At 71.6% G+C, this 23,811-nt stretch carries 24 protein-coding genes; 17 read left to right on the forward strand and 7 right to left on the reverse strand.

The genetic code is table 11. From position 1 onward, the window contains the following. Window positions 1-14: 14 nt before the first annotated feature. Genes CFK38_RS14805 through CFK38_RS14830 form a run of 6 tightly spaced genes read left to right on the forward strand, consistent with a single transcriptional unit; the run spans window position 15 to window position 4,625 of the window. Window positions 15-1,181, forward strand: coding sequence for a YihY/virulence factor BrkB family protein (locus tag CFK38_RS14805; RefSeq protein WP_245851099.1), 1,167 nt, complete (start codon window positions 15-17; stop codon window positions 1,179-1,181). Continuing rightward, on the forward strand, window positions 1,178-1,744 hold the full coding sequence (gene def / locus CFK38_RS14810; RefSeq protein WP_096803764.1) for a peptide deformylase: 567 nt from the start codon (window positions 1,178-1,180) through the stop codon (window positions 1,742-1,744). Before CFK38_RS14805 ends, def begins: the two co-directional genes overlap by 4 nt. 60 nt (window positions 1,745-1,804) lie before the next feature. Next, the gene (locus tag CFK38_RS14815) at window positions 1,805-2,230 is read left to right on the forward strand and encodes a QcrA and Rieske domain-containing protein (RefSeq protein ID WP_096803765.1); all 426 of its coding nucleotides are present in this window, start codon (window positions 1,805-1,807) and stop codon (window positions 2,228-2,230) included. A gap of 7 nt (window positions 2,231-2,237) precedes the next feature. Beyond that, on the forward strand, window positions 2,238-3,131 hold the full coding sequence (gene trmB / locus CFK38_RS14820) for a tRNA (guanosine(46)-N7)-methyltransferase TrmB (RefSeq protein WP_096803766.1): 894 nt from the start codon (window positions 2,238-2,240) through the stop codon (window positions 3,129-3,131). Window positions 3,132-3,164: 33 nt separating this feature from the next. Then, window positions 3,165-4,214, forward strand: a complete 1,050-nt coding sequence (locus tag CFK38_RS14825) for an LCP family protein (RefSeq protein ID WP_096803767.1) — start codon at window positions 3,165-3,167, stop codon at window positions 4,212-4,214. Between the two features lie 60 nt (window positions 4,215-4,274). Next, complete coding sequence (locus CFK38_RS14830) at window positions 4,275-4,625, forward strand: DUF4235 domain-containing protein (RefSeq protein ID WP_245851101.1); 351 nt, start codon at window positions 4,275-4,277, stop codon at window positions 4,623-4,625. A 72-nt stretch (window positions 4,626-4,697) separates the two neighbouring features. On the opposite strand, the gene phoU is transcribed toward CFK38_RS14830, so the two are convergent. Beyond that, the gene (gene phoU / locus CFK38_RS14835; protein WP_096803769.1) at window positions 4,698-5,378 is read right to left on the reverse strand and encodes a phosphate signaling complex protein PhoU; all 681 of its coding nucleotides are present in this window, start codon (window positions 5,376-5,378) and stop codon (window positions 4,698-4,700) included. Between the two features lie 172 nt (window positions 5,379-5,550). Here phoU and CFK38_RS14840 point away from each other — a divergent pair, with 172 nt between their 5' ends. After that, entirely contained in the window at window positions 5,551-6,798 is a 1,248-nt protein-coding gene (locus CFK38_RS14840; RefSeq protein WP_096804390.1) for a sensor histidine kinase, read from the forward strand. A gap of 1 nt (window position 6,799) precedes the next feature. Beyond that, window positions 6,800-7,489, forward strand: a complete 690-nt coding sequence (locus CFK38_RS14845; RefSeq protein WP_096803770.1) for a response regulator transcription factor — start codon at window positions 6,800-6,802, stop codon at window positions 7,487-7,489. 93 nt (window positions 7,490-7,582) lie between these two features. Here CFK38_RS14845 and CFK38_RS14850 read toward each other — a convergent pair whose 3' ends face one another. After that, window positions 7,583-8,083 (reverse strand): hypothetical protein, encoded by a 501-nt coding sequence (locus tag CFK38_RS14850; RefSeq protein ID WP_096803771.1) that lies wholly within the window; start codon window positions 8,081-8,083, stop codon window positions 7,583-7,585. A 244-nt stretch (window positions 8,084-8,327) separates the two neighbouring features. Between CFK38_RS14850 and CFK38_RS14855 the strand changes: the two genes are divergently transcribed. Beyond that, complete coding sequence (locus CFK38_RS14855) at window positions 8,328-8,810, forward strand: CarD family transcriptional regulator (protein ID WP_096803772.1); 483 nt, start codon at window positions 8,328-8,330, stop codon at window positions 8,808-8,810. A gap of 14 nt (window positions 8,811-8,824) precedes the next feature. Further along, window positions 8,825-9,553: an IspD/TarI family cytidylyltransferase gene (locus CFK38_RS14860; protein WP_096803773.1), complete on the forward strand. Its 729-nt coding sequence runs from the start codon at window positions 8,825-8,827 to the stop codon at window positions 9,551-9,553. Between the two features lie 33 nt (window positions 9,554-9,586). Here the strand turns inward: CFK38_RS14860 and CFK38_RS14865 are convergent, their stop codons facing one another. Beyond that, the gene (locus CFK38_RS14865) at window positions 9,587-9,898 is read right to left on the reverse strand and encodes a hypothetical protein (RefSeq protein WP_096803774.1); all 312 of its coding nucleotides are present in this window, start codon (window positions 9,896-9,898) and stop codon (window positions 9,587-9,589) included. 10 nt (window positions 9,899-9,908) lie between these two features. Beyond that, window positions 9,909-10,664: an IspD/TarI family cytidylyltransferase gene (locus CFK38_RS14870; protein ID WP_096803775.1), complete on the reverse strand. Its 756-nt coding sequence runs from the start codon at window positions 10,662-10,664 to the stop codon at window positions 9,909-9,911. A gap of 144 nt (window positions 10,665-10,808) precedes the next feature. Between CFK38_RS14870 and CFK38_RS14875 the strand changes: the two genes are divergently transcribed. From CFK38_RS14875 to ilvA, 3 genes are read left to right on the forward strand one after another with little or no spacing between them, the layout of a single operon-like run. Then, window positions 10,809-11,123, forward strand: a complete 315-nt coding sequence (locus tag CFK38_RS14875) for a PTS sugar transporter subunit IIB (protein WP_096803776.1) — start codon at window positions 10,809-10,811, stop codon at window positions 11,121-11,123. Then, window positions 11,123-11,650, forward strand: a complete 528-nt coding sequence (gene ispF / locus CFK38_RS14880) for a 2-C-methyl-D-erythritol 2,4-cyclodiphosphate synthase (RefSeq protein ID WP_096803777.1) — start codon at window positions 11,123-11,125, stop codon at window positions 11,648-11,650. The genes CFK38_RS14875 and ispF overlap by 1 nt, the downstream gene beginning before the upstream one ends. Next, the gene (ilvA, locus tag CFK38_RS14885) at window positions 11,647-12,984 is read left to right on the forward strand and encodes a threonine ammonia-lyase IlvA (protein ID WP_096803778.1); all 1,338 of its coding nucleotides are present in this window, start codon (window positions 11,647-11,649) and stop codon (window positions 12,982-12,984) included. Before ispF ends, ilvA begins: the two co-directional genes overlap by 4 nt. A 210-nt stretch (window positions 12,985-13,194) precedes the next feature. On the opposite strand, the gene galE is transcribed toward ilvA, so the two are convergent. Both galE and CFK38_RS14895 read right to left on the reverse strand, forming a co-directional pair. Next, window positions 13,195-14,193, reverse strand: a complete 999-nt coding sequence (gene galE / locus CFK38_RS14890; RefSeq protein ID WP_096803779.1) for a UDP-glucose 4-epimerase GalE — start codon at window positions 14,191-14,193, stop codon at window positions 13,195-13,197. A gap of 94 nt (window positions 14,194-14,287) precedes the next feature. Beyond that, window positions 14,288-15,748: a GuaB1 family IMP dehydrogenase-related protein gene (locus CFK38_RS14895; RefSeq protein ID WP_096803780.1), complete on the reverse strand. Its 1,461-nt coding sequence runs from the start codon at window positions 15,746-15,748 to the stop codon at window positions 14,288-14,290. 93 nt (window positions 15,749-15,841) lie between these two features. Between CFK38_RS14895 and CFK38_RS17800 the strand changes: the two genes are divergently transcribed. Beyond that, on the forward strand, window positions 15,842-18,046 hold the full coding sequence (locus CFK38_RS17800) for an LCP family protein (protein ID WP_096803781.1): 2,205 nt from the start codon (window positions 15,842-15,844) through the stop codon (window positions 18,044-18,046). Between the two features lie 31 nt (window positions 18,047-18,077). Here CFK38_RS17800 and CFK38_RS14905 read toward each other — a convergent pair whose 3' ends face one another. Further along, on the reverse strand, window positions 18,078-19,505 hold the full coding sequence (locus tag CFK38_RS14905) for a mycothione reductase (protein ID WP_096803782.1): 1,428 nt from the start codon (window positions 19,503-19,505) through the stop codon (window positions 18,078-18,080). Between the two features lie 91 nt (window positions 19,506-19,596). On the opposite strand from CFK38_RS14905, the gene CFK38_RS14910 reads away from it, so the two are divergent. The 3 genes from CFK38_RS14910 to CFK38_RS14920 all read left to right on the forward strand — a co-directional run bounded on the left by CFK38_RS14910 (window position 19,597) and on the right by CFK38_RS14920 (window position 23,773). Then, the gene (locus CFK38_RS14910) at window positions 19,597-21,972 is read left to right on the forward strand and encodes an ATP-binding cassette domain-containing protein (RefSeq protein ID WP_096803783.1); all 2,376 of its coding nucleotides are present in this window, start codon (window positions 19,597-19,599) and stop codon (window positions 21,970-21,972) included. Window positions 21,973-22,022: 50 nt separating this feature from the next. Continuing rightward, entirely contained in the window at window positions 22,023-22,856 is an 834-nt protein-coding gene (locus tag CFK38_RS14915; RefSeq protein ID WP_096804391.1) for a putative RNA methyltransferase, read from the forward strand. A gap of 95 nt (window positions 22,857-22,951) precedes the next feature. Next, entirely contained in the window at window positions 22,952-23,773 is an 822-nt protein-coding gene (locus tag CFK38_RS14920) for an HAD hydrolase family protein (RefSeq protein WP_096803784.1), read from the forward strand. Window positions 23,774-23,811 lie beyond the last annotated feature (38 nt).

Genomic DNA, 23,811 nt, shown 5'->3' on the forward strand with positions numbered 1-23,811 from the left:
GGAGCAGCAGCACGGTGACAGCATCCCGTCCACGTCGGTCGACGTCGGAGGTCGAGATCCCCCGACCCCGGCTGAGCATCCTGCACGTCCTGAACCGCGTGCGGATGCGGCTGCTGGACATCCAGGTGTGGGACGTGGCCGGGACGATGACCTTCTACCTGCTCCTGTCGCTGTTCCCGGGCGCCGTCGCCGCGGTCTCGGTGATGTCGCTGATCGGGGTCGAGATGGACACCCTCCGAGCGCTGTCCGAGATGATCACCGAGATCTTCCCGACCCTGGATCCCCGTCCCTTCCTCCGGGCGATCGAGACGGTCTCCACCACCAGCGGCGGCGTGCTCGGCCTGCTGCTGGGCACCGCCGGCTCCCTGCTGTCCGCCTCCAACGGGGTCGCCGCCTTCCATCGGGCGCTCCACCGGGTCTTCGACACCCGGGAGGGGCGTCCCTTCCTCTGGTTCCGCACCATCGTGTTCGGCGAGACGATGCTGATCGTGTCGGTGGTCCTGCTGGCGGTCGGCATGATCATCATGGGCGGCGAGGCCTCGCAGCGCATCGGTGAGTTCATCGGGATCCCCCAGATCGCCTTCGCGGCCTGGAACCTCGTGAAATGGCCGATCCTGCTGGTCATCCTGATCATCGGGGTGTCCCTCGCCTACTACCTGTTCCCCAACGTGCGCCTGCCCCGCTATCGGCTGATGACCCTGGGGTCCACCCTCAGCGTGCTGGTGCTGTTCGGCGCCGCACTGGTGGCCGGGCAGCTGCTGGTCTACGCGACCCGCTTCGCGGAGATCCTCACCGCGCTGAACGGCCTGATCGCGATCCTGATCCTGCTGTGGCTGGCGAACATCGTGGTGATCACCGGTGCGGCGCTGGATGCGGAGTTCCTGCGCGCCCGGCAGATCGCCAGCGGCCTCGATGCCTGGGACCACATCGTGCTCGAGCCCCACGCCTCCCACACCCTGGACTTCCTGGCCGCCGACGCCGCCGAGTCCGAGCAGCTGAGCCGACTGGTCGCCGACTCCGCCCGCAGCGGGCAGCCGCTGCGGCGTCCGCGCGGGCCCTGGATCGTCGACGCCCGCAACCCGCTCGCAGTGAACCCCTCCGCGCGCCATCAGCTCACCAGCACCCCCGACACCCCCGAGGACCAGCCCGGTCCGCCCAGCACAGGAGCGCCCTCCGCATGAGCGTCCGCCCGATCACCATCGTCGGCCACCGTGCCCTCTCCCAGCGCACACGACGGGTCCGCGAGGTCACCGATGACCTCCGCACCCTGGTGGCGGACATGTTCGAGACCAATGACGCCGCCTCCGGAGCCGGTCTCGCCGCCCCCCAGGTCGGCTCGCGCTGGCGCCTGTTCATCGTCTCGTGCGAGGACGCGGGCGGCACGCTGCGGCGCGGCGTGGTGCTCAATCCGGTGCTGCAGCGCTTCGGCGGCATCGCCCTGGACGAGGAGACCCTCGAGGGCTGCCTGTCCGTGCCCGGTGAGGGCTTCCCCACCGCCAGACATCGCGGGGCCCGGGTCACCGGCACCGACCTCGAGGGGGCCGAGGTCGTCCTCGAGGACGAGGGCGGGGTCCTGGCCCGTGCCCTCCAGCACGAGGTCGACCACCTCGACGGCTCGCTCTACCTCGACCGCCTCACCCCGGCCCGCAGGCGCGAGGCCCTGGACGCGGTGACGGACCGCGGCTGGCGCGCCCGCGGAACTCTCACCTGGGACCCCCGCGAGGTGGACGCCGCGGACGTCTGAGCGGTCACACGGGCAGGTCGCTGGATGCACCGACCATCACCGGCTCGCTATCCTGGGAGGATGGAACGCCCGTGCCTCTCCCGTCGTCATGCCCTCCTGTTCCCTGCCACCGCCGCAGGACTCGGCGGGCTCGCGGCCTGCGCCCCCGAGGACGAGGGCTTCGGCACCTCCGGGCCGCTGCGCGCGGAGGACGGCACGATCCCGCTCACCGAGATCCCCGAGAACGCGAGCACCATGGTGAACTTCGGCGGCCAGCAGCCGTTCGTGCTGATCGTCCGCGGTGCCGGCGATGATCTCGCCGCCTACTCCGGCTACTGCACCCACAACGGCTGCGCCCTGAGCCAGGAGGAGAGCGTGCTCGACTGCCCGTGCCACGGCTCGCGCTTCGACGCCGAGACCGGAGAGGTGCTGCGGGGCCCCGCCACCCGTCATCTGCCCGAGGTCGAGGTCGTCGTCGAGGGCGACGTCGTCCATCGGGTGCGGTGACGCGCCGATGACCTCGGACCCGCGCTCGCACGACGCTGCCCCGGCTCCCGCCCCGGAGGACGAGGCGGAGACCGGCAAGGGGCGGAACACGCATCGGGAGGTGGTCTCCTTCGTCCGGCGGGGGGAGCGGCTCACGCAGGGCAGGCAGAACGCCTGGGATCGCCTCTCCCCCGCCTATGTGATCGACCCGCCGCGGGGGCACCGCGACACCCTGCCCGCCGCGGGCACCCGACTGGACCTCGCGGAGGTCTTCGGCCGACGCGCCGAGGTCGTGGTCGAGGTGGGCAGCGGCACCGGCGAGAACATCGTCGCGGCCGCCCTCGCCCACCCCGAGCGCGATCATCTCGGCGTCGAGGTGTACCTGCCCGGGCTCGCACAGACCCTCAGCCGGGTGGAGCGGTCCGGGAGCCCGCAGAATCTCCGCATGCTGCCGCTGGACGCGCAGCGGGCGCTGCCGGCCCTGCTGCCCGAGGGCTCGATCGACCAGCTGTGGGTGTACTTCGCCGACCCCTGGCCCAAGCAGCGACACCACAAGCGCCGGTTGCTCAACCCGCCGTTCCTGGACGCGGTGCTGCCACTGCTGGCCGACGGCGCCACGTTCCGCCTGGCCACCGACTGGGCGCAGTACGCCCATCACATGCGCTCGCAGCTGGACGTGCGCCCCGAGCTCGCTCTGCTGCACCCGGACGGTCCGCGCCCGGAGGGTCGCTCCTCGGACGCGATCCCGCCGAACATCGCGACCACCGGCTGGGCCCCGCGATTCGAGGGTCGTGTGAAGACCGGCTTCGAGAGCAAGGGTCGTGCCGCAGGACGCCTAATATGGGATCTCGCGTACACCCGGGTGCCTCGGCACCCGGGACCGGACGGCGCCTCGGACATCGAGGGGCCGACGGACCCGTGACCGCCCCGGCGGCACCGTCAGAGAGGGACCTGAATGAACGACCCCGCCGACGTCGAACTCCCCGGCGACTGGGAGGACGACGACCAGCCCGAACCCGGGCGGCGACGCGGCCGGCGCGCCGCCCTCATCTCGCTGCTGGTCGTGGCCGCGCTGGTGATCGGCGTCGGCCTGGTGATCGGGAACTATCTGAGCGGTATCCAGAACTCCTACCAGAAGCGCACGGTCGTGCAGATCACGCGCGGCGCCTCCGATGGGGAGCGGCCCGAGGAGATCGAGGGCACCGGTCGCAACTTCCTGCTGCTGGGCTCTGACAAGCGTTCCCCGGAGGACGCGGCCTCCCAGGGTGTCAGCGGTCAGCGCTCGGATGTGATGATGCTCGTGCACGTCACCGAGGACGGGGAGAGCGTCTACGTCATGTCGTTCCCGCGCGATCTCTACGTCGACGTGCCCGGCCACGGCAAGGACCGCATCAACTCCGCCCTGGCCTACGGCGGTGTGGGGCTGGCAGTGACCACGGTGGAGAACTTCACCGGGGTCCCCATCGACCACGTGGCCCTCATCGACTTCGACGGCATCGAGGGGCTCGTGGACACCCTCGGCGGGATCGACGTCAAGGTGCCCGAGGACTTCACGGCGGGCGGCCACCAGTTCACCCAGGGCGTCCAGACGCTCGACGGCGAGGAGGCGCTGACCTTCGTGCGCGAGCGCAAGCAGTTCGCCGACGGGGACTTCCAGCGCAATCGCAACCAGCAGGCGGTGCTCAAGGGCATCACCCAGAAGCTGATCAGCGGCGAGACCCTCAGCGATCCGGGCAAGCTCGCCGACACCATCGAGACCATCTCCCCGTTCCTCACCACCGACGAGGGGCTGAGCGCGACGGCGATGGTGGAGCTGGGCCTGTCCATGCGGTCGATCCGCAGCAACGACCTGTACTTCCTCTCGGTGCCGCACGGCGATCCGTACATGACCAGCGGCGGCGCCAGCGTCGTCGCCACCGCCGAGGAACCCATGGACGTGCTGCGGGATGCGCTGCGCACGGATGACATGGGAACCTATTACGCTCAGCATGCAGGGACCTACTGATCGCCCCGGTCCTGGTACCGGAGCACCCGACGCCTGGAGGAAACAGTGGCCAATCCGCTCGTGAGCATCGCCGTCCCCGTGGCGGGCATCATCGCCGGCGTCATCGGCAACAAGGCCGCCGCGGCCGGCTGGGGCGCCGTCTTCGGCGAGGACGCACCGACCGTGAAGTCGCAGAAGGCCGTGAAGAAGGATGTCGCCCGGCGTCGGAAGCAGGCGAAGAAGGACGGCCTGGCGAAGGCTGAGATCGCCGCGATCAAGGATCCCTCGCACGACCAGCCCGTCTGGAAGATGATGCTGTGGGCCACCGTCTCCGGCGTGATCCTGCAGGGGCTGCGGGTGGCGGCCAAGCGCGGCGCACAGACCGGTGCGGAACGGCTCACCACGCGCCGGCCGCGCCCCAACCGCGGCTGATCCCGGCTCGACCATGCCGCAGGGCGCCCCGCAGCTGCGGGGCGCCCTGCGGCGTTCGGCGGGGCCGGGGGTTCAGAACTCCTGGACGTCCACGCCCTCGCTGAGCGTGTCCAGCGAGTCACCGGTGACCAGGAAGCCGACGCGACGCACCAGCGAGACCGCGTGGTCGCCGATCCGCTCGTAGAAGCGGATCAGCAGCGTGAGGTCGATCACCTGCGCATTGGTGTAGGTGTCCTCGTCGCTGCGGGAGATCTCGCGCGAGATCGTGAGCATCAGCTCGTCGAGCTCGTCATCCTGCTTCTCGACCTGGGCCGCGAGCGCCAGATCCCGGTCCTGGATCACCTGGGCGGCAGTCCGCAGGGCGGTCAGGCCCAGCTCGGACATCCGAGCGATCTGCTCCCGGTGCTGTGCAGGCACCGCGATCTCGGGATGCGCCCGGCGCGCGACCAGTGCGACGTGGGCGGCCAGATCACCCATCCGCTCGAGCGAGGAGCTCATGCGCAGCGTCGCGACCAGCAGGCGCAGATCGGTGGCCACGGGAGCCTGCCGCGCCAGCAGCTCGACCGCCTTCGCGTCCAGTTCCAGCTGCCGGGCATCCAGGTGCGGATCGGCGGTGACCACCCGCTCCGCCAGCGCCAGCTCGCCCTCGAGCAGTGCGGAGGTCGCACCGTCGAGCGCCGTCCCGACCATCTCGGCCATATCCACCAGGTCGTCGACGATGTGCCGCAGATCGCTCTGGTACGCCTCGCGCATGGGGGTTCTCCTCACTCCGATGGGGCTTCGTGCCGTGATCCTCCCAGCGCGGGATGAACAGGAGGCGACAGGCCATGAACCCGGAGCATCCCCCAGGTGAACTCGTGGCCGGATCGGCCTCGCGGCCGGGTGCTGCGCCGGTCGGAGCATGGTGGGGGCCTACGCTGTGCATGTGCCCCTGACTGCGCTCCTCGTGCTCGCCGGCGCGATCGGTCTGGTGATCGGCGTCGCCGCCACGCTGACGCTCGCCCGCTCGGACCGGCGACGCGGCTCGGGCCCGGCCCCACTCGATCCGATGATCCCCGAGGCGGCGACGGAGGTGCTGGCGATCCTGTCCTCCGCCTACGTGGTGCTCGACGCCGCCGGCGATGTGCTGCGGGCCTCGCCGCTGGCCTACTCCTACGGGATCGTCCGCGCGGCCGAGGGCGACTATCCGCGCCTGGCCAGCAGCGAGCTGATGGAGCTGGCGGCCGACGTCGGCCGCAACGGCGGTTTCCGGGACGAGCGCCTGACGCTGCAGCGTGCGAGCCAGGGCGGCTCCGAGTCCGTGATCGATGTACGGATCGGGGCTCTCGGCGAGCACGGAGCGCTGCTGCTGGCCGACGACCTCACGCGGGCGGTGCGCGTCGAGGAGACCCGCCGGGACTTCGTGGCCAATGTGTCCCACGAGCTGAAGACCCCCGTCGGCGCGATCACGCTGCTGGCAGAGACCATGGAGGACGCCGCCGAGGACCCGGAGGCGGTGCGCCGCTTCGCCGCGCGCATGCAGAGCGAGACCCACCGGCTCTCCCATCTGGTCCAGGAGATCATCGAGCTCTCCCGCGTCCAGGGCCACTCCGCACTGCCGGATGCGGAGCCGATCGAGATCGACGAGGTGGTCGAGAGCGCGATCGCCCTGAACCGCAACTACGCCCTCGGTGCGAGGATCGACGTCGCCGTCGGAGGCGCGGCCGGCCTGCAGGTCTTCGGCTCCGCCTCGATGCTCACCACCGCGCTGTCCAACCTGATCTCCAACGCGATCACCTATTCCGACCCCCGCACCCGGGTGGGGGTCTCCGTCCGGCGCGATGACGGCATGGTCGAGATCTGCGTCAAGGACCAGGGCATGGGCATCGCCAAGGAGCATCTGGAGCGCGTCTTCGAACGGTTCTTCCGGGTGGACCGCGCACGCTCCCGGGCCACGGGCGGATCCGGGCTCGGTCTCGCGATCGTCAAGCACATCGCGAGCGACCACGGCGGAGAGGTCACCGCCTGGTCGCTGCCCGGTCAGGGTTCGACCTTCACGCTGCGACTGCCCGAGATGGGCCGCACCGAGACCATCACCGCAGGGGCACGACGGGCCGCGGCCGCCGATGCCGCGCAGCACCCCGCCCCCGCACGCACCACATCGACCGGTCACCGGTCGGGGAAGGCACACTGATATGACGCGCATCCTGATCGTGGAGGACGAGGAGTCCTTCTCCGATCCGCTCTCCTACTCCCTGCGGAAGGAGGGGTACGAGGTCGCCGTGGCGGACAACGGCACCGATGGACTGCGGATCTTCACCGCCCACGGGGCCGACCTGGTGCTGTTGGACCTCATGCTCCCCGGGATGAGCGGCACCGAGGTGTGCCGCGAGATCCGGCGCGGCTCGAGCGTCCCGGTCATCATGCTGACCGCCAAGGACGACGAGTTCGACAAGGTCCTGGGGCTGGAGCTCGGTGCGGACGACTACGTCACCAAGCCCTACTCCTCACGCGAGCTGCTGGCCCGGATCAGGGCAGTGCTGCGTCGCGGCCAGGACTCCGCGGAGCAGGAGGGCGACTCCGTCCTGAGCACCGCCGACATCACGATGGACGTGGAGCGGCACGTGGTCGAGGTGCGCGGCCAGGAGGTGGCGCTGCCGCTGAAGGAGTTCGAGCTGCTCGAGATGCTGCTGCGCAACGTGGACCGGGTGCTCACTCGCGGCCAGCTCATCGATCGGGTCTGGGGAGCCGACTACGTCGGCGACACCAAGACCCTCGACGTGCACGTCAAGCGGCTGCGCGCGAAGATCGAGGACGACCCCCGCAATCCGGTGCGTCTGATCACGGTGCGCGGCCTGGGCTACAAGCTCGAGTCCGGCAGCTGACAGGACGGCGTCCGGCAGGCCGGCCCCGGCGACGCGGAGCGCCCCGCAGCCTCGGTTGCGGGGCGCTCCGCGAGGGGATCGGTGGGGCGGGGCTCAGCCCGCGGCCGGCTCCTCGAGCTCGTAGTAGTCGAGCGAGGTAGTGAGCGTCGGCAGGGAGATGGTGGTGCTCTGACCGGCGGCGACGACGTCCAGCGTGATGACCGACCCGGGGAGGACGTCGACAGCACCGACCGGCACGGACTGCTGACCCTCCTCCGGCCCGATCTCGACGGTGCTGTGGGCGGGGACCTGGATGCTGGCGGTGAACACGCTCTCGCCCTCGACGAGCCCTTCGAGCTCGACGGTGGTCTCCTCGTCCGAGTAGTTCACCACCGAGGTGTAGAAGATCGGGCCCTCGCCCTCGTAGCCGAACACGAGCACCGCATTGCGCACGCCGGCGAAGAACGACTCGTCCTTCAGGATCGTCGCATTGGTGCCATCGGCCGCATTGTAGAAGACCTTGGTCTGCACCGGGGACAAGTACGTGCAGCCGGTGGCCGCGAGCGCCAGGCCCAGGGCGGCGGCGGAGAGCACGGAACGGCGGGAACGGCGCACGGAGGACTCCTGTTCGATACCGCTGAGCGGCGGGGACGTACTGGGACAGCCCTGACAGGGTACCCCACCGCGAGCTCCCCGAGATGCCGGGACACGTGACGCGACGGATCCACCCGCATCCCTGGAGGAGCTCGGGGAGAAGACCCTCGAAGAAGGCCCTCGGAGAAGGCTATCCACCAGGTCGGCAGGCATTTTATCACGGGCCCGCGATGCTAGACTGGCGCGCGGAAAGGGGACCCACCACATGAACTTTGCCGTCGGCGAGACCGTCGTCTACCCGCACCACGGTGCCGCGCTCATCGAAGAGGTCAAGACCCGCACCATCAAGGGCGAGGACCGCACCTACCTCAAGCTGAAGGTGGCCCAGGGTGATCTGACCATCGAGGTCCCCGCGGAGAACGTCGACCTCGTCGGCGTGCGCGATGTCGTGGACAAGGAGGGCCTCGAGGAGGTCTTCGAGGTGCTGCGCCAGCCCTACACCGAGGAGCCCACCAACTGGTCCCGCCGCTACAAGGCGAATGTCGAGAAGCTCGCCTCCGGCGATGTGAAGAAGGTCGCGGAGGTCGTGCGCGATCTGTGGCGCCGCGATCAGGACCGCGGGCTGTCCGCCGGGGAGAAGCGGATGCTGGCCAAGGCGCGGCAGATCCTCGTCTCCGAGCTCGCACTGGCGGAGAAGACCGACGAGGTCAGCGCCGAGACCATCCTCGACGAGGTCCTCGCCTCCTGAGCACGCCCTCCCCCGTGTCCTCCACCTCGCGACCGATCACCGTGCGTCCGATCATCCTCGCACTCGCACCCCCCGCCCCGGGCCTGCCCCGGGGCGCGGCGACCCCGTGCCTCGAACGGCTCGGAGGCTCCCGGCTCATCGATCGGCTGCTGGGCACCCTGCACGGCAGCGGCCTGCCGGCCCCGCTGGTGATCACCGGCGAGGCCGCTCACGCCGAGCTGCGCACGAGTCTGGGACGGAGCCTGCCGGTGATCAGGGTCGCCGGCGGCCGGGAGGCGGCGCTGCGCGCCGCCCTCGACCGGTGCGAGGAGGAGCTGCTGCTGCTCCATGACGCCGAGCGCGCCCTCACCCCGAGCTCGGTCGTGCGCGACGTGCTGGGAGCGCTGCAGCAGGACGATGACGCCGTGGTCCCGGTGATCACGATGACGGACTCCGTCAAGGAGGTCCGCCCCGACGGTCTGCGCAACATCGACCGCTCGACCCTGGCCGGACTGCAGAGCCCGCGGCTGGTGCGTCGAGGGATGCTCGAGTCCGTGGTCCTCACCGGTGGTGAGGCTCCCGAGGACGCCGGCGGCTTCGACGAGATCCGGGCGGCGCTGGAGCACGGGGCGCGGGTGCGCACGGTGCACGGCTCGCACGCCGGCTTCGCCGTGCTGGACCGCCTCAGCCTCTGGCAGGCGCAGATCTCCCTGGGACTGGCCCGGGACACCTCTCACCGCCATGGGCTCGCGCGCCGCAGCTGATCCCGCGGGGGGCGTCCCGCCGCTGCGCCGCGCTCAGCCGCCCCGCCGGCTCCTCCACACCGCCCGGAACTCCCCGGCCATCCGGGCCGGCTTGGACAGCGTGCTCATCGGGAGGCTGCTCGCCAGCTCCCCGGGATCCCGACGCAGCCTCCGCAGCAGGCGCCGGGGCTTGCTGGAGATGCGCTGGCGCAGATCGGGAAGATAGGCCTCGGAGACATCGAGCCTGGTCACCGCACCGCATCCGGTGCACTGGATCTGGGACACGAAGCGGCCCGCATAGACCACCACGTGCTCCGCCTCCCGCTCACAGGCGGTGCAGCGCAGGTTGCTCTCCTCGACGCTCATCGGCTCCTCCTCACCGTGACCTCAAACCTAGCGCGCTGACCACGTCCTGGGCCAGGAGCAGGTCCTGCGCGTAGGTGATCTTGAAGTTGGTCTCCTCGCCGCGCACCCAGGCGACCGGGATCTCCGTGTACTCCTCGGCGCAGGAGGCGGTGTCCGTGCCCACGAAGCCGTCCCGCGCGGCCGCCTCGTAGGCGTCGAGGATCGTCGCGGCATGGAAGCCCTGCGGGGTCTGCACGCGCACGAGGGCGCCCCGACCGGGGGCGGGTGCCGCCACGAGGGTGTCGTCCGTGCCCACGGGAGCGATGTCGGAGGCCGGGGTGCCGGGAACGGCGCCCCCGACCTCCCGTGCCGCGTGCAGCACCGCCGAGGCGAGGCCGTGGGAGACCAGCGGGCGGGCCGCGTCGTGGATGAGCACGGTGTCGATGGCGCCGGCGTCGATGCGGTCGGCGAGGTGCCGCAGGGCGAGCAGCTCGGACTCCTGGCGGGTCTCTCCCCCGGTGATGATCTCCAGCGGGGAGTCGGTCTCCCGGGCGTTGACGAATCGTGCATGCTCGAGATCGTCGGGACGGACCACGAAGACGAGGATCCCGATGCCCTCGACAGCGGCGAGCGTATTGAGGCCCCAGGCCGCGATGCTGCGCCCGGCCAGCGGCAGGAACGCCTTGTTGATCCCGGCCCCCACCCGGGTGCCCGATCCGCCGGCGAGCACCACACCGGCGGCCCGCCCGGGCGGGCGGGGGGTGCGGGCGCGGCGGGGCTGGGTCACGCGGGCAATCGTAGACGCCCGCGCACCTCCCGTGGATCGCCCAGCCAGGACATGACAGAATCGGTCCTCGCCGGTGCTGCCGCTGCGGAGCACCTCAGCAGCTCGGGGCACCGCCCTCCACCCCACCACAGTCCAGGAGAACGAATGCTCACCATCGCCATCGTGTGCGGCGCGGGGATCGCCACGTCCGCACTGATCGCGGAGCAGGTGCGCGATCACCTCGCGGCCCGCAGCCGCGAGGCGCACGTCGTCCAGGCCACCGTGATGGATCTGCTCTCGGCCGACTTCCGGGCGGACCTGGTGATCAGCACCGTGGATCTCCCGGACGCCCTCGGCATCCCGCAGGTGTCCGGGATGCCGCTCCTGCTGGGCACGAGCCCACAGGTCACGTACGACGACATCGACCGGCTGCTGGCGCGGATCGACGCCGCCGGCACGGGGTCCGGGGACGGGCGGTGATGACCGCGCCCGTCCCGGCACCGCTGCCGCGGGTGGGCATCGGGGTGGATGTGCATGCCTTCGCCCCGGCCGACCCCGCCCGGGAGCTGTGGGTCGCGGGACTGCACTGGGCGGGAGAGCCGGGACTGGCCGGCCACTCCGACGCCGATGTCGCCTGCCATGCCGCCTGTGACGCGCTCTTCGCCGCCGCCGGGATCGGTGACCTCGGATCCCATTTCGGGGTGGACCGGCCGGAGTGGGCCGGTGCCTCCGGTGCGCGACTGCTGGGCGAGGCGGCCCGTCTGGTGCGGGAGGCCGGCTTCCGGATCGGCAACATCTCGGTGCAGGTGATCGGCAATCGGCCCCGCCTGTCCCGACGCCGCGAGGAGGCGTGCGCCGCGATGAGCGCCGCCGCCGGCGCAGCAGTCACGGTCTCGGGCAGCACCACCGACGCCCTGGGACTCACCGGGCGCGGCGAAGGGGTGGCCGCGATGGCGACGGCCCTGGTCATCGCACTTTCCGGAGCGAGCGAGGAGGACACAGCATGAGGGAGCCCACCACGACGGAGACCGTGCAGGCTGCGGAGCTGCCGGTGCGCGCCCCGGACATCGAGGCCGCCGCGGCGCGCCTCGCCCCGGTGCTCCGGCGCACCCCGCTCCAGCACAGCGAACGGCTGAGCGAGCTGGCCGGGGTGCCGGTGTGGCTCAAGCGCGAGGACCTGCAGTCCGTGCGCTCGTACAAGCTCCGCGGCGCCCATCTCTTCCTCGACTCCCTCGACCGGGCGGCACGGGAGGCAGGCGTGGTCGCGGCGAGCGCCGGCAATCACGCCCAGGGCGTCGCCCAGGCATGCCGCGCCCTCGGCATCCGCGGGCGCATCTACGTCCCCGGCACCACGCCGCGGCAGAAGCGCGAGCGGATCACCGCCATCGGCGGCGAGCTGGTCGAGCTGATCCTGATCGGGGACACCTTCGACGATGCCGCCGAGGCGGCTGCCGACGATGCCGAGCGCACCGGCGCCACACAGGTCCCGCCCTTCGACCATCCGCTGATCATGGCGGGTCAGGGCACGGTCGCCCTCGAGGCGGCGGAGCAGCTGCGCACCGAGCACGGCCGTGAGATGGGCACGATGGTGGTGCCCGTCGGCGGCGGCGGTCTGCTCGGCGGCTGCGGTGCCTGGCTGCGCGAACGGAGCCCCTCGACCCGGATCATCGGGGTCGAGCCGGCCGGGGCGGTTTCGATGGCCGCGGCGGTGCGCGCAGGCAGGCCGGTCACCCTCCACGAGATGGACCGCTTCGTCGACGGCGCCGCCGTGCGCCGGGTCGGCGCCGGACCGCTGCGGATGGTGCAGGCCATCAGTCCCGAGCTGATCTCGGTCGACGAGGGCGCGATCTGCACCGAGATGCTCGAGCTCTATCAGGTCGAGGGGATCATCGCCGAGCCCGCCGGTGCGCTGACCTCGACCGCGGTGGCGACCGGCACGATCGAGCACCTCGGCCGCGGCGGGCACGAGGCCGCCGATCCCGAGGAGGAGACCGGGGACGTGGTGGTGGTCGTCTCCGGCGGCAACAACGACGTCTCGCGGTACAACGAGATCGTGGAGCGCTCCCTCGTGCACGAGGGCCTCAAGCACTATTTCCTGGTGACCTTCCCGCAGGAGCCGGGCGCGCTGCGCCGCTTCCTGGACCGGGTGCTGGGACCGGACGACGACATCGTGCTGTTCGACTACATCAAGCGCAACAACCGTGAGGCGGGCCCGGCGCTGGTCGGGCTCGAGATCGGTGATCGTGAGGATCTCGAGCCGCTGATGGCGCGGATGGCCGCCTCGAACATGGAGATCGAGCGCGTGGATCCCGAGGACCCGATCTACCGCTATCTCACCTGAGCCGACCCGGCTCGGTCCAGGATCGCATCCACTGGCGCTGTGCCAGCAGACGTCCCCGCATACGGGGACGTCTGCTCATATGACGCCAGTGGATGACAGGCCCGAGCCCCACCAGACCGGACTCCAGCTCGAGCCGCGCCGGACCGGACTCAGGCCCGAGCCGCGCCGGACCGGACTCCAGCCCGAGCCCCACCGCCCCGCGGCGCCGGGTCACCCCTCGGGATAGGCCTCGACGTCGGGGGTGATCCCGGCCGTGCGCGCCTCGACGGCGGAGCGGACGATGTCGTCCAGGCCGTGCTCGGACTTCCAGCCGAGGGTCCGGGCGATGCGGTCCCCGGAGCAGATCAGCCGGGCCGGGTCCCCGGCGCGCGCCTCTCCGATCTCGGGGGTGATCTCGATGCCCTGGGCCCGCGCGATCGCGTCGATCACCTCGAGCACGCTGGAGCCCTCGCCGGTGCCGACGTTGAAGGTCCGGTGCGGGCGCTCCTCGCCCCGGAGGTAGTCCAGGGCGGCGATGTGGGCGTGGGCGAGGTCGAGCACGTGCACGTAGTCGCGGATGCAGGTGCCGTCGGGCGTGTCGTAGCCGTCCCCGAAGACCACCGGGGCCTGTCCCCTCTCGAGCCGGTCCAGCACGATCGGCACCAGGTTCATCACCGCGGTGTCCGCCAGCTCCGGCCAGCCGGCCCCGGCGACGTTGAAGTAGCGCAGGGCGACGGTGCGCATGTCATGGGCGCGCTCCGCGTCGGCGAGCATCCACTCCCCCACGTACTTGGTCGCGCCGTAGGGGTTGATCGGCTGCGGGGCGAGGTCCTCGGTGACCAGGTCCACATCGGGCATGCCGTAGACCGCGGCCGAGGAGGAGAACACCACGTCCCGCACCTCGGCGCTCGCGCAGGCGGCCAGCACGTTGGCGAGCCCGCCGATGTTGTCGTGCCAGTACATCTCGGGGTTCTCGACGGATTCGCCGACCTGCTTGTGGGCAGCGAAGTGGATCACCGAATCGGCACCGGAGGCACGCATCTGGAAGGCGAGCTTCTCGCGCGCGTCCGGGAGGGTGACGTCGAGCTCGATCAGCTCCGCCCCCTCGGTGCGCCGGCGCAGGCCGGTGGAGAGGTCATCGACCACGATCACCTTCTGCCCCTGCTCCAGGAGGAGTCGCACCACGTGCGATCCGATGTATCCAGCGCCACCGATCACGAGAGTCGTCATGGGGTGATCGTACCCGGTGCCAGTGGTCCGACGTCCCGGCGGCGGCGTCGCCGATACGGCTGCGGCCGCCGGGCGCGTCCTGAGCGGGCCGGCCTCAGCTCCAGGAATCGGAGACGGGGCGCCCCTCGGCGTATCCGGCCGCCCCCTGCAGGCCGATCACGGACCGCTCCCGGAACTCGGCAGTGGTCGCGGCCCCCGCGTAGGTGAACGAGGAGCGCACCCCGGCGGTGATCTGGTCGAGCAGGTCCTCCACCCCGCCCCGCCCCTCGGCGAGGTACATGCGCGAGGTGGAGATGCCCTCCTCGAACAGGCCCTTGCGGGCGCGGGCGAAGGCGTCCTCGTGCGCGGTGCGGTGGGAGACCGCGCGCTTGGAGGCCATGCCGAAGGACTCCTTGAAGCGTCGACCGTTCTCATCGGTGCGCATCTGACCGGGCGACTCGAAGGTGCCGGCGAACCAGGATCCGATCATCACGTTGGAGGCGCCGGCGGCGAGAGCGAGCGCGACATCGCGGGGGTGGCGCACCCCGCCGTCCGCCCAGACGCTCCCGCCGAGGCGACGGGCCTCGGCCGCGCACTCCAGCACCGCGGAGAACTGGGGGCGCCCCACGCCGGTCATCATCCGGGTGGTGCACATGGCGCCCGGTCCGACGCCCACCTTGACGATGTCGGCGCCGGCCTCGAGGAGCTCACGGGTGCCCTCGGCGGTGACGATGTTGCCTGCCGCGAGCCGCACCGCCGTGCCCTCCCGGGGGCCGAGGGCCTCGCGCGCGGTGCGCAGCGCCTCGAGCATCTTGTCCTGATGGCCGTGGGCGGTGTCGAGCACGATCACGTCGGCTCCGACCTCGACCAGCTCCCGCACCCGGGTGGCGACGTCGGCGTTGACCCCGACGGCGACCGCGATGCGGAGCCGACCCGCGGCGTCCGTGGCCGGGCGGTAGATCGTCGAGCGCAGCACCCCGGTGGCGGTGAGGACGCCGCGCAGCGCGCCGTCCTCATCCACGACGACGGCCGCATCGTGGTGGGTGGCCGCGATACGGGCATGGAGCTGCGCGGGATCGACCGTGAGATCCGCGGGTCGCAGCACGGGGACGTCCTCGCTGAGCACCTCCCCCACCTCGGAGAAGGAGTCCCGCCCGGCGATCTCCTCGGTGGAGACGGTCCCGAGGGGGCGATGCTGCTCGTCGATCACCACCACGATGCCGTGCGGACGCTTGGGCAGCAGGTCCGCAGCCTGGCCGAGGGTTCCCGAGGCGGTGAGGGTCAGCGGATGATCGACCAGCAGATCACGGGACTTCACCGAACGGACGATCGAGTCGATCCGCTCCGGGGAGAGGTCCTGGGGCAGCACGGCGAGCCCGCCGCGGCGAGCCATCACCTCCGCCATGCGGCGCCCGGTCACGGCCGTCATGTTGGCCGCGACCAGCGGGATCGTGGTGCCCGAGCCGTCGTCGCTGCCGAGGTCGACGTCGAAGCGTGAGGTGACGGCCGAACGATTCGGCAGGAAGAAGCAGTCGTCGTACGTGAGGTCGGTCGACGGGGTATGGATCAGACGCATGCGTCCAGGATACGGAACCGCCCGCGTCTCCTCCACGACCCCCACACAGGCCGTGGCATGACGAGGAGAGCTGGTGAATCTAGGATGGGGTCCATGACGGACCACTCCTCGGACTCCCCCCGCAGGCGCCGTCGGTCCGGCAGACACCAGCAGCCGGCCCGTCGACGTGCCTCGCCGCCGCTGTCACCGGACGAGGCACGCCGGAATCGGAATGCCGCCTTCGGCGCGTCGGGAGAGAAGCGCACCTGGCTCGGCGGCAGCGCCGCCTCGGCGCCGTCCGCACCCTCCGGGGCCAGTCCCGCCGAGGCCACCGGCTCCGAGGCCGCCGCTCCCGAGCCCGGCGCCGCCCGTCCCCCGCGGGCCGAGGTCGAGCCGCCCGCGGGGCAGTCCGAGGGCCGCGCGCGCGGCCGCCGCGCAGCCTTCCCGCTCGAGCAGCTCGCGCACTCCCCCGCCGCCGGCGGACAGTCCCCCGCCGCCGGCGCACAGTCCCCCGCCGCGGCCGCTGACGACCTCGACGCGGACCCTGCCGCCGCGCGCAGCGGTGACGCCGGTGGCACCGGCGGCGCTGCGCCCGGGGCCCGCGGTCGCCGCCGCGCGGCCCTGCCCGCCGAGCCCGCCGCCGAGCAGGACGTGTGGGCGGCGACCTCGCCCCGCACCCCTGCCGCCGCCGCGTCCGCTCCCGTCTCCCCCACCCACGCCGCCCCTCGGGCCACGGACGACGCCCGGCCCGCCGACGAGGACCGGGAGAGCTCCGGATCGCTGCCGAAGGTCGCGTTCTGGACCGTGCTGACCTCGCTGCTCCCGGGCTCCGGCCTGGTGACCACCCGGATGCGCCGGCTCGGCTGGGTGCTGCTGACGGTGGTGCTGCTCGCACTCGTGGTCATCTGCGCCTTCCTGCTGTTCGGCGACCCGCTGCGCACCGGCATGATGCTGCTGACCCAGCGCGGCATCCTGATCGGGGCGATGATCGCCCTCGGCGCGGTGGGACTCCTCTGGGCCCTGCAGATCGTGCTGGCGAACCTCGCCCACTCCACCCGGGAACGGCTCGCGGGCGCGAAGCGCTCCCTGGCACTGGCCCTCGCGGCGCTGATGGTGGTCGCCGTGGCCGTGCCCGCGACCCGAGGGGTCCAGTCGCTGTGGGCGCTGCAGGGTCTGGTCGGCTCCCGGACCGTGTTCGGCGGCGGGGAGGGCGGGGCGCACCCCTTCACCTCCGGCGAGGACCCGTGGGCGAACGCCGGGCGGGTCAACATCATGCTGCTGGGCCAGGACGCCGGTGTGACCCGCACCGGCACCCGGCCCGACACCATCATGGTCGCCTCGATCGATACGGCCAGCGGCCGCACCGCCCTGTTCTCCATCCCCCGGAACCTCGAGAAGGTGCAGTTCCCCGAGGGCACCCCCGCCGCCGAGGTGTTCCCGGACGGCTTCGACTACTTCGGGCCGGACCAGTCCCTGATCAACGCGGTGTGGACCTGGGCGGACGACCGCCCGGATCTGTTCCCGAACGATCCCGAGCCCGGGCTGACCGTGACCCGCTGGGCCGTCGAGGAGACCCTCGGGCTGCAGATGGACTACTACGCGATGGTGAACCTGCAGGGCTTCGAGGACCTGGTGAACGCCCTCGGCGGCGTGGACCTGGTCGTCGAGCGCAGGATCCCGATCGGTGGCGGCGCCAGCGCGATCGACGGCTACATCGAGCCCGGGATGCAGAAGCTCGACGGCTTCCACGCGCTCTGGTACGCCCGGTCCCGGGAGGGGTCCAACGACTTCAACCGGATGTGCCGCCAGCAGCGCATCGTGCGCGCCGTGACCGAGGAGGCGGATCCGACCACGCTCGCGCTCTCGATCCCGGGGCTGGTCAACGCCACCGAGGACAACATCCAGACGGACATCCCGGTGAAGAACCTGGATGCCTTCGTGGACCTCGCCCTGCGGATCAAGGACGCCGGATTCACGTCTTACCCGATCACCCAGGACGTCACCTTCTCCGGCGACCCCGACTACGCGTACCTCGAGGAGTGGGTCCAGGCCTCGATCGAGGACTCGATGACGCAGGAGTCACCGGAATCCGTGCTCGGGGAGACCGAGCCGGGCTCCACCGCTCCCGCCGAGACCGGCGCCCCGCCGGAGGAGGAGGAGAGCGCCGGCACGGAGACGCCCCCGGAGGACGAGCAGCCGACCTCCGCGGAGGAGAGCTCGACGCCGACGGACGCCGTCGGCAGCGGGGAGGAGTCCACCCCGGCGCCCGAGATCGAGCAGGATCCGCTGCAGTCCTGCCTCCCCGGCGCCGAGCAGTGAGCTGACCGGGCCCGAGTGCACCGCCCGGAGGTCAGGGCACCAGCTGCAGCAGCGCGTTCTCGATCAGCTCGGGCATGGCCGGGTGGATCCAGTACTGGGTGGCGGCGATGTCCCGGGCGGTCTGCCCGGTGCTCATGGCCTGGATCAGCAGCTGGATGAGGGTCGTGGCCTCGGGTCCGATCAGGTGGGCGCCGAGGATCTCGGTGGTCCGTGCGTCGACGACGAGCTTCGCGAAGCCGGTGGTGTCCTCCATGGCCCAGCCATAGGCGATGTCACCGTACTCCTGGACCGCGACCTTCACCTCGCGGCCGCTGCGCCGCGCCGTCTCCTCGTCCATCCCCACCCACGCGACCTGCGGATGGGTGAACACGCCGCTGGGCACGGGCATGGTGTCGCTGCGGCGCAGCTGCTGCGGATGCAGGAGGTTGTGCCGCACGATCCGCTGCTCGTGGTTGGCCACGTGCTTGAGCTGGTGCGCGCTGGAGAGGTCGCCGAAGGCCCACAGGCCCTCGAGCACCTTCCCGTCGCCGAGCACCCGCTGCTGCGCATCCACCGCCACCCTGCCGTCCTCGGCCGTGTCGATCCCCGCGGCGGAGACGTCCAGCAGGTCGGAGTTGGGCCGGCGGCCGACGGCGACCAGCAGCTCCTCGGCCCGGATCAGCACCTCGGCCCCGTCCCGCTCGCCGCGCAGCTCGATGCCGTCCGCGGTGCGGCGCACGGAGGTGGTGGAGAGCCCCCGCTCCAGCCGGAGGCGCTCGTCGAGGAGCTCGGTCAGCCGGGCGGAGACGTCCGCGTCCGCGGCGCGCAGCACCCGCTGGGAGCGGGCGATCAGGGTGACCTCCACCCCGAGGGAGGCGAAGATGTGCGCCATCTCCACGGCGATCACCCCGGAACCGAGGATCGCGAGCGAGGCCGGCAGCTGGTCGATCCGCATGATCGTGTCTGAGGTGTGCGGTGCCGCCTCGGCCAGGCCCTCGATCGGGGGGAGCACCGGCCGGGAGCCGGTGCCGAGCACGATGGTGTCGGCGCTGAGGGTCTGCTCGCCGCCGTCGTTCGCGCTCACCCGGAGGGTCTTCGGTCCCACGAAGCGGGCGCTGCCGCGCAGCAGGGTGAGGTTCGCGTTGTCCTCGTGGTCACGGCGGTACTCCTCGCCGCCCGCGGAGATCGCGTCGATGCGGCCGAAGATGCGATCCCGGATCGCCGGCCAGTCCACGTGCCGAAGCTGCTCGGTGAGGCCGAAGCGGGCGGCGTCCGCCGGGGTGTGGGCGAGCTCCGCGGTGTGCACGAACATCTTGGTCGGGATGCACCCGAGGTTGATGCAGGTGCCGCCGAAGACGCGGTCGGGTCCCACCCCCCGGTCGATCTGGACGATGCTACGGCCGGCGAACTCGGGCCCCGGGAAGGAGTTCGCGGAGCCGGAGCCGATCAGGGCGATGTCGAAGTGCGTCGTGTCGGTCACCGCCCCAGGCTAGCCGGGACCGCGCGGAGCGGTGGCAGAATGTCTCGGGCGTGGGACGCCCCGCGCCCCGCTGTGTCCCAGGAGGCTCCCGATGTCCGCTCCCGTCCATCCGGCCGACGCCCACGATCTGATCCGGGTGCGCGGCGCGCGCGAGAACAACCTCCGGGACCTCTCCCTCGACCTCCCCAAGCGCCGGCTGACCGTCTTCACCGGGGTCTCCGGCTCGGGCAAGAGCTCTCTGGTGTTCGGGACCATCGCCGCCGAGTCGCAGCGGATGATCAACGAGACCTACAGCTCCTTCGTGCAGGGGTTCATGCCCCAGCTGGCCCGGCCCGACGTCGACTCCCTGGAGGGGCTGACCACCGCGATCATCGTCGACCAGGAGCGGATGGGCGCGAACGTCCGCTCGACCGTCGGCACCGTCACCGATGCGAATGCCTACCTGCGCACCCTGTTCTCCCGGCTCGCCGAGCCGCACGTCGGCGGCCCGGGCGCCTTCTCCTTCAACGTCCCCAGCGTGAGCGCCGCGGGGGCGATGACCGTGCAGAAGGGTGCGAGGACCATCGCCGAGAGGACCACCTTCTCCCGGGTGGGCGGCATGTGCCCGCGCTGCGAGGGCATGGGGACTCTCACCGACCTCGACCGCACCGAGCTGTACGACGAGGACAAGTCCCTCGAGGAGGGCCCGTTCCTGGTGCCCGGCTACTCCGCGGGCGGCTGGTACGAGAAGCTGTTCGCCTCCTCCGGCTTCTTCCCCGCTGACAAGCCGATCCGGTCCTTCACCGAGCGCCAGCTGCACGACTTCCTGTACAAGGAGCCCACCAAGGTGAAGCTCGAGGGGGCGAACATGACCTATGAGGGCCTGATCCCCAAGATCCAGAAGTCGATGCTGTCCAAGGATCGCGACTCGATGCAGCCCCACATCCGCGCCTTCGTGGATCGCGCGGTCACCTTCATCGTCTGCCCGGAGTGCGAGGGCACGCGCCTGGCCGAGCACGCCCGCACCTCACGGATCGACGGGCGCTCGATCTCCGATGTCTGCGCGATGCAGATCTCCGAGCTCGCCGCCTGGGTCCGCCGGCTGCGTGAGCAGAACACCTCCGCACAGGTCGCTCCGCTGCTGCAGAACCTCTCGGAGCTGCTGGACGCGTTCACCGAGATCGGCCTGGGCTATCTGTCCCTGGACCGCCCCTCGGGCACCCTCTCCGGCGGCGAGTCCCAGCGCACCCGCATGATCCGGCATCTCGGCTCGGCGCTCACGGACGTCACCTACGTCTTCGACGAACCGACGATCGGGCTGCACCCCCACGACATCGCGACCATGAACGCCTTGCTCGTGGACCTGCGGGACAAGGGCAACACGGTGCTGGTGGTCGAGCACAAGCCCGAGGCCATCGCGATCGCCGATCACGTGGTCGACCTCGGTCCACGGGCGGGCGCCGAGGGCGGGAGCGTGCAGTACCAGGGGGATCTGGCCGGGCTGCGGGTCTCGGGCACCCTCACCGGCACCCACCTGGACCGGAGGATCTCCCTCAAGAAGACCGTGCGCACGCCCGCCGGGGCCCTCGAGATCCGCGGCGCCGACCACCACAACCTGCAGTCCGTGGACGTGGACATCCCGCTCGGCGTGCTCACGGTCATCACCGGCGTGGCCGGATCCGGGAAGAGTTCCCTGGTGCACGGCTCGATGCCGAAGGACGCCGGCGCGATCGTGGTGGACCAGACCGCGATCCGCGGCTCCCGCCGCTCGAACCCCGCGACCTTCACCGGGCTGCTGGAGCCGATCCGGAAGGCGTTCGCGAAGGCCAACGGGGTGAGGCCCGCCCTGTTCTCGAACAACTCCGAGGGCGCCTGCCCGGTCTGCAAGGGCGCCGGGATGATCTATACCGAGCTCGGCTTCATGGAGACCGTCGCCACCGTCTGCGAGGAGTGCGAGGGCCGGCGCTTCCGCGCCGACGTGCTCGAGCACCGCTTCGGCGGGAAGGACATCGCCGAGGTGCTCGCCCTCTCCGTGGCCCAGGCCCGGGAGCTGTTCTCCGCCGCGGGGACGGCGGTGCCGGCGGCGGCGAAGCTGCTGGGGCACCTGGACGATGTGGGGCTCGGATACCTGACCATCGGCCAGCCGCTGACCACGCTCTCCGGTGGTGAGCGGCAGCGGCTGAAGCTCGCCACCCACCTGCGCGACGCGGGCGGGATCTTCGTGCTCGACGAGCCCACCACCGGCCTGCACCTGGCCGATGTCGACCAGCTGCTGGCCCTGCTGGACCGTCTCGTGGACTCCGGGAAGTCCGTCATCGTCATCGAGCACCACCAGGCGGTGATGGCCCATGCCGATCACCTCATCGACCTCGGTCCCGGCGCGGGCGCCGACGGCGGGCGGATCGTCTTCCAGGGCACTCCCGCCGAGCTCGTCGCCGACGCCTCGACCCTCACCGGGAGGCACCTGAAGGAGTACATCGGCGCCTGAGCTGGGTGTCGGTCCACATGCCGTCCCGGGCGGGACGTACCCTGGCTGACGTGTCCCGCCCCGCCCCCGCCGCCCTGACCTCCTGGCTCGAGGTCCTGCAGTGCCCGCACTGCCACCATCGGATGCGGATCGATGAGCGCACCCTGCGCTGCCCGTCCGGCCACAGCTTCGACCTGGCCCGGGCCGGATATGTCTCCCTGCTCACCGGCGCCCCTGCCACCAGCGGTGACGACGACGCCATGGCCCGGGCCCGGGACGGCTTCCTGGCCACCGGTGCCTACGCGCCGCTGCGGGACGCGATCGGCGACCTCGCCCCGAGGACCACCGAGCGAGTCCTCGACATCGGCGGCGGCACCGGGTACTACCTCGCCGGGCTGTTGGAGGAGCTGCCGCAGGCCCACGGGCTGGGCGTGGACACCTCGGTGCGAGCCCTGCGCTTCGCCGCCCGCGCCCATGAGCGGGCCGCCGCAGCGGCCTGGGACGTCTTCACCCGCTTCCCCCTCGCCGAGGGGTCCGCGGATCTGGTGCTGAACGTGTTCGCCCCGCGCAATCCGCCGGAGTTCGCACGGGTGCTGGCGCCGGGCGGCCACCTGCTGGTGGTGCGGCCGGCGGTCGATCATCTCGCCGAGCTGCGCGCCGCGGTGCCCGGGATGGTGGGCCTGGACCCGCGCAAGGAGGAGCGGCTGCATGCCGTGCTGGATCCCCTGTTCACGACGGAGGAGGTGCGGGAGGTGCGCTTCCCGCTGGCGGTGTCGGGCCGGGCCGCCCGGGACCTGGTCGCGATGACCCCGAGCGCCCGGCACGTGGCACCGCAGGCGCTCGAGGAACTGGCGGACGGGACCGTCACCGTCTCGGTGCTGGCGAGCCTCCATCGGCGTCGCTGACCCCTCGTCCCGCCCCGGGCCGGAGACTCCGGTGACGCCCAGCCCCCTTCCCCTACTCTGAGGGCTCCGAGAACACCAGGGAAGAGGGAGCGTCCGTGGCAGATCGCCGCTGCGTATTCATCGATTTCGACGGCACCTTCGCACATCGGGGGGTGGCCCCGCGAGCGCATGCGGAGGCCGTCCGCCGAGCGCGGGAGAACGGACACCTGATCCTGCTGTGCACGGGTCGTCCGGCTTCGATCGTGGCCCCCGAGGTCGCCGCGCTCTTCGACGGGGTGGTGGCCTCCGCCGGCGGCTGGATCCGGGTCGGCGAGCAGCTGCTGCAGGATCAGCGCTTCCCCGAGGAGCTGGGCCGGCGCGCCGTGGAGGTGCTTCAGCACCACGACATCCCGTTCACCCTCGAGACCCCCGAGGCGCTGCTGTGCACCCCGCGCTCCGCCGCTGAGCTGCGGGCACGGGTGCGTCCTCCGCTCCCGCAGGAGGGGGTGGGCCACGGGCTGCAGGACCTGATCGATGCGATCGTCCTGCCCGCGGACCTGGTCTCCGCCTCCTTCGCGAAGATCTCCCTGTGGGGCTCCCCGCTCCGGGTGGAGCACCTGGCGTCCGAGATCGGGCCCGAGGTGGGGGCGCTGCCCAACTCGATCACCGATGACGTCAGCTCCGGCGAGCTGCACCTGGTCTCGGTCGACAAGGCCGACGGAGTGCGGGTGGTCGCCGAGCACCTGGGCATGGACCATGCCTCGACGGTGGGGATCGGTGACGGGATGAACGACCTGGGGATGCTGCGCGCCGCCGGCACCGCGATCGCCGTCGACGGTGCTCCGGCCGCCGTGCTCGAGGCGGCGGGCGGAGTGAGCGTCCCGGGACCGCAGCAGCACGGCATCGTCACCGCGTTCGAGCGTCTCGGACTGCTCTGAGCAGCGCCTCCACGGCGGTCCTCCCGAGCAGCTCTCGC

The sequence above is a fragment of the Brachybacterium vulturis genome, from assembly GCF_002407185.1.
GTDB lineage: Bacteria > Actinomycetota > Actinomycetes > Actinomycetales > Dermabacteraceae > Brachybacterium > Brachybacterium vulturis.

What these genes read in the sequence shown, in the direction of transcription:
- CFK38_RS14910 (WP_096803783.1), top strand. Translation starts at nt 19,597, where the DNA reads ATGTCCGCTCCCGTCCATCCGGCCGACGCCCACGATCTGATCCGGGTG.
- ilvA (WP_096803778.1), top strand. Translation starts at nt 11,647, where the DNA reads ATGAGGGAGCCCACCACGACGGAGACCGTGCAGGCTGCGGAGCTGCCG.
- phoU (WP_096803769.1), bottom strand. Translation starts at nt 5,378, where the DNA reads ATGCGCGAGGCGTACCAGAGCGATCTGCGGCACATCGTCGACGACCTG.
- CFK38_RS14875 (WP_096803776.1), top strand. Translation starts at nt 10,809, where the DNA reads ATGCTCACCATCGCCATCGTGTGCGGCGCGGGGATCGCCACGTCCGCA.
- CFK38_RS14865 (WP_096803774.1), bottom strand. Translation starts at nt 9,898, where the DNA reads ATGAGCGTCGAGGAGAGCAACCTGCGCTGCACCGCCTGTGAGCGGGAG.
- CFK38_RS14815 (WP_096803765.1), top strand. Translation starts at nt 1,805, where the DNA reads ATGGAACGCCCGTGCCTCTCCCGTCGTCATGCCCTCCTGTTCCCTGCC.
- ispF (WP_096803777.1), top strand. Translation starts at nt 11,123, where the DNA reads ATGACCGCGCCCGTCCCGGCACCGCTGCCGCGGGTGGGCATCGGGGTG.
- CFK38_RS14825 (WP_096803767.1), top strand. Translation starts at nt 3,165, where the DNA reads ATGAACGACCCCGCCGACGTCGAACTCCCCGGCGACTGGGAGGACGAC.
- galE (WP_096803779.1), bottom strand. Translation starts at nt 14,193, where the DNA reads ATGACGACTCTCGTGATCGGTGGCGCTGGATACATCGGATCGCACGTG.
- CFK38_RS14845 (WP_096803770.1), top strand. Translation starts at nt 6,800, where the DNA reads ATGACGCGCATCCTGATCGTGGAGGACGAGGAGTCCTTCTCCGATCCG.
- trmB (WP_096803766.1), top strand. Translation starts at nt 2,238, where the DNA reads ATGACCTCGGACCCGCGCTCGCACGACGCTGCCCCGGCTCCCGCCCCG.
- CFK38_RS17800 (WP_096803781.1), top strand. Translation starts at nt 15,842, where the DNA reads ATGACGGACCACTCCTCGGACTCCCCCCGCAGGCGCCGTCGGTCCGGC.
- def (WP_096803764.1), top strand. Translation starts at nt 1,178, where the DNA reads ATGAGCGTCCGCCCGATCACCATCGTCGGCCACCGTGCCCTCTCCCAG.
- CFK38_RS14895 (WP_096803780.1), bottom strand. Translation starts at nt 15,748, where the DNA reads ATGCGTCTGATCCATACCCCGTCGACCGACCTCACGTACGACGACTGC.
- CFK38_RS14855 (WP_096803772.1), top strand. Translation starts at nt 8,328, where the DNA reads ATGAACTTTGCCGTCGGCGAGACCGTCGTCTACCCGCACCACGGTGCC.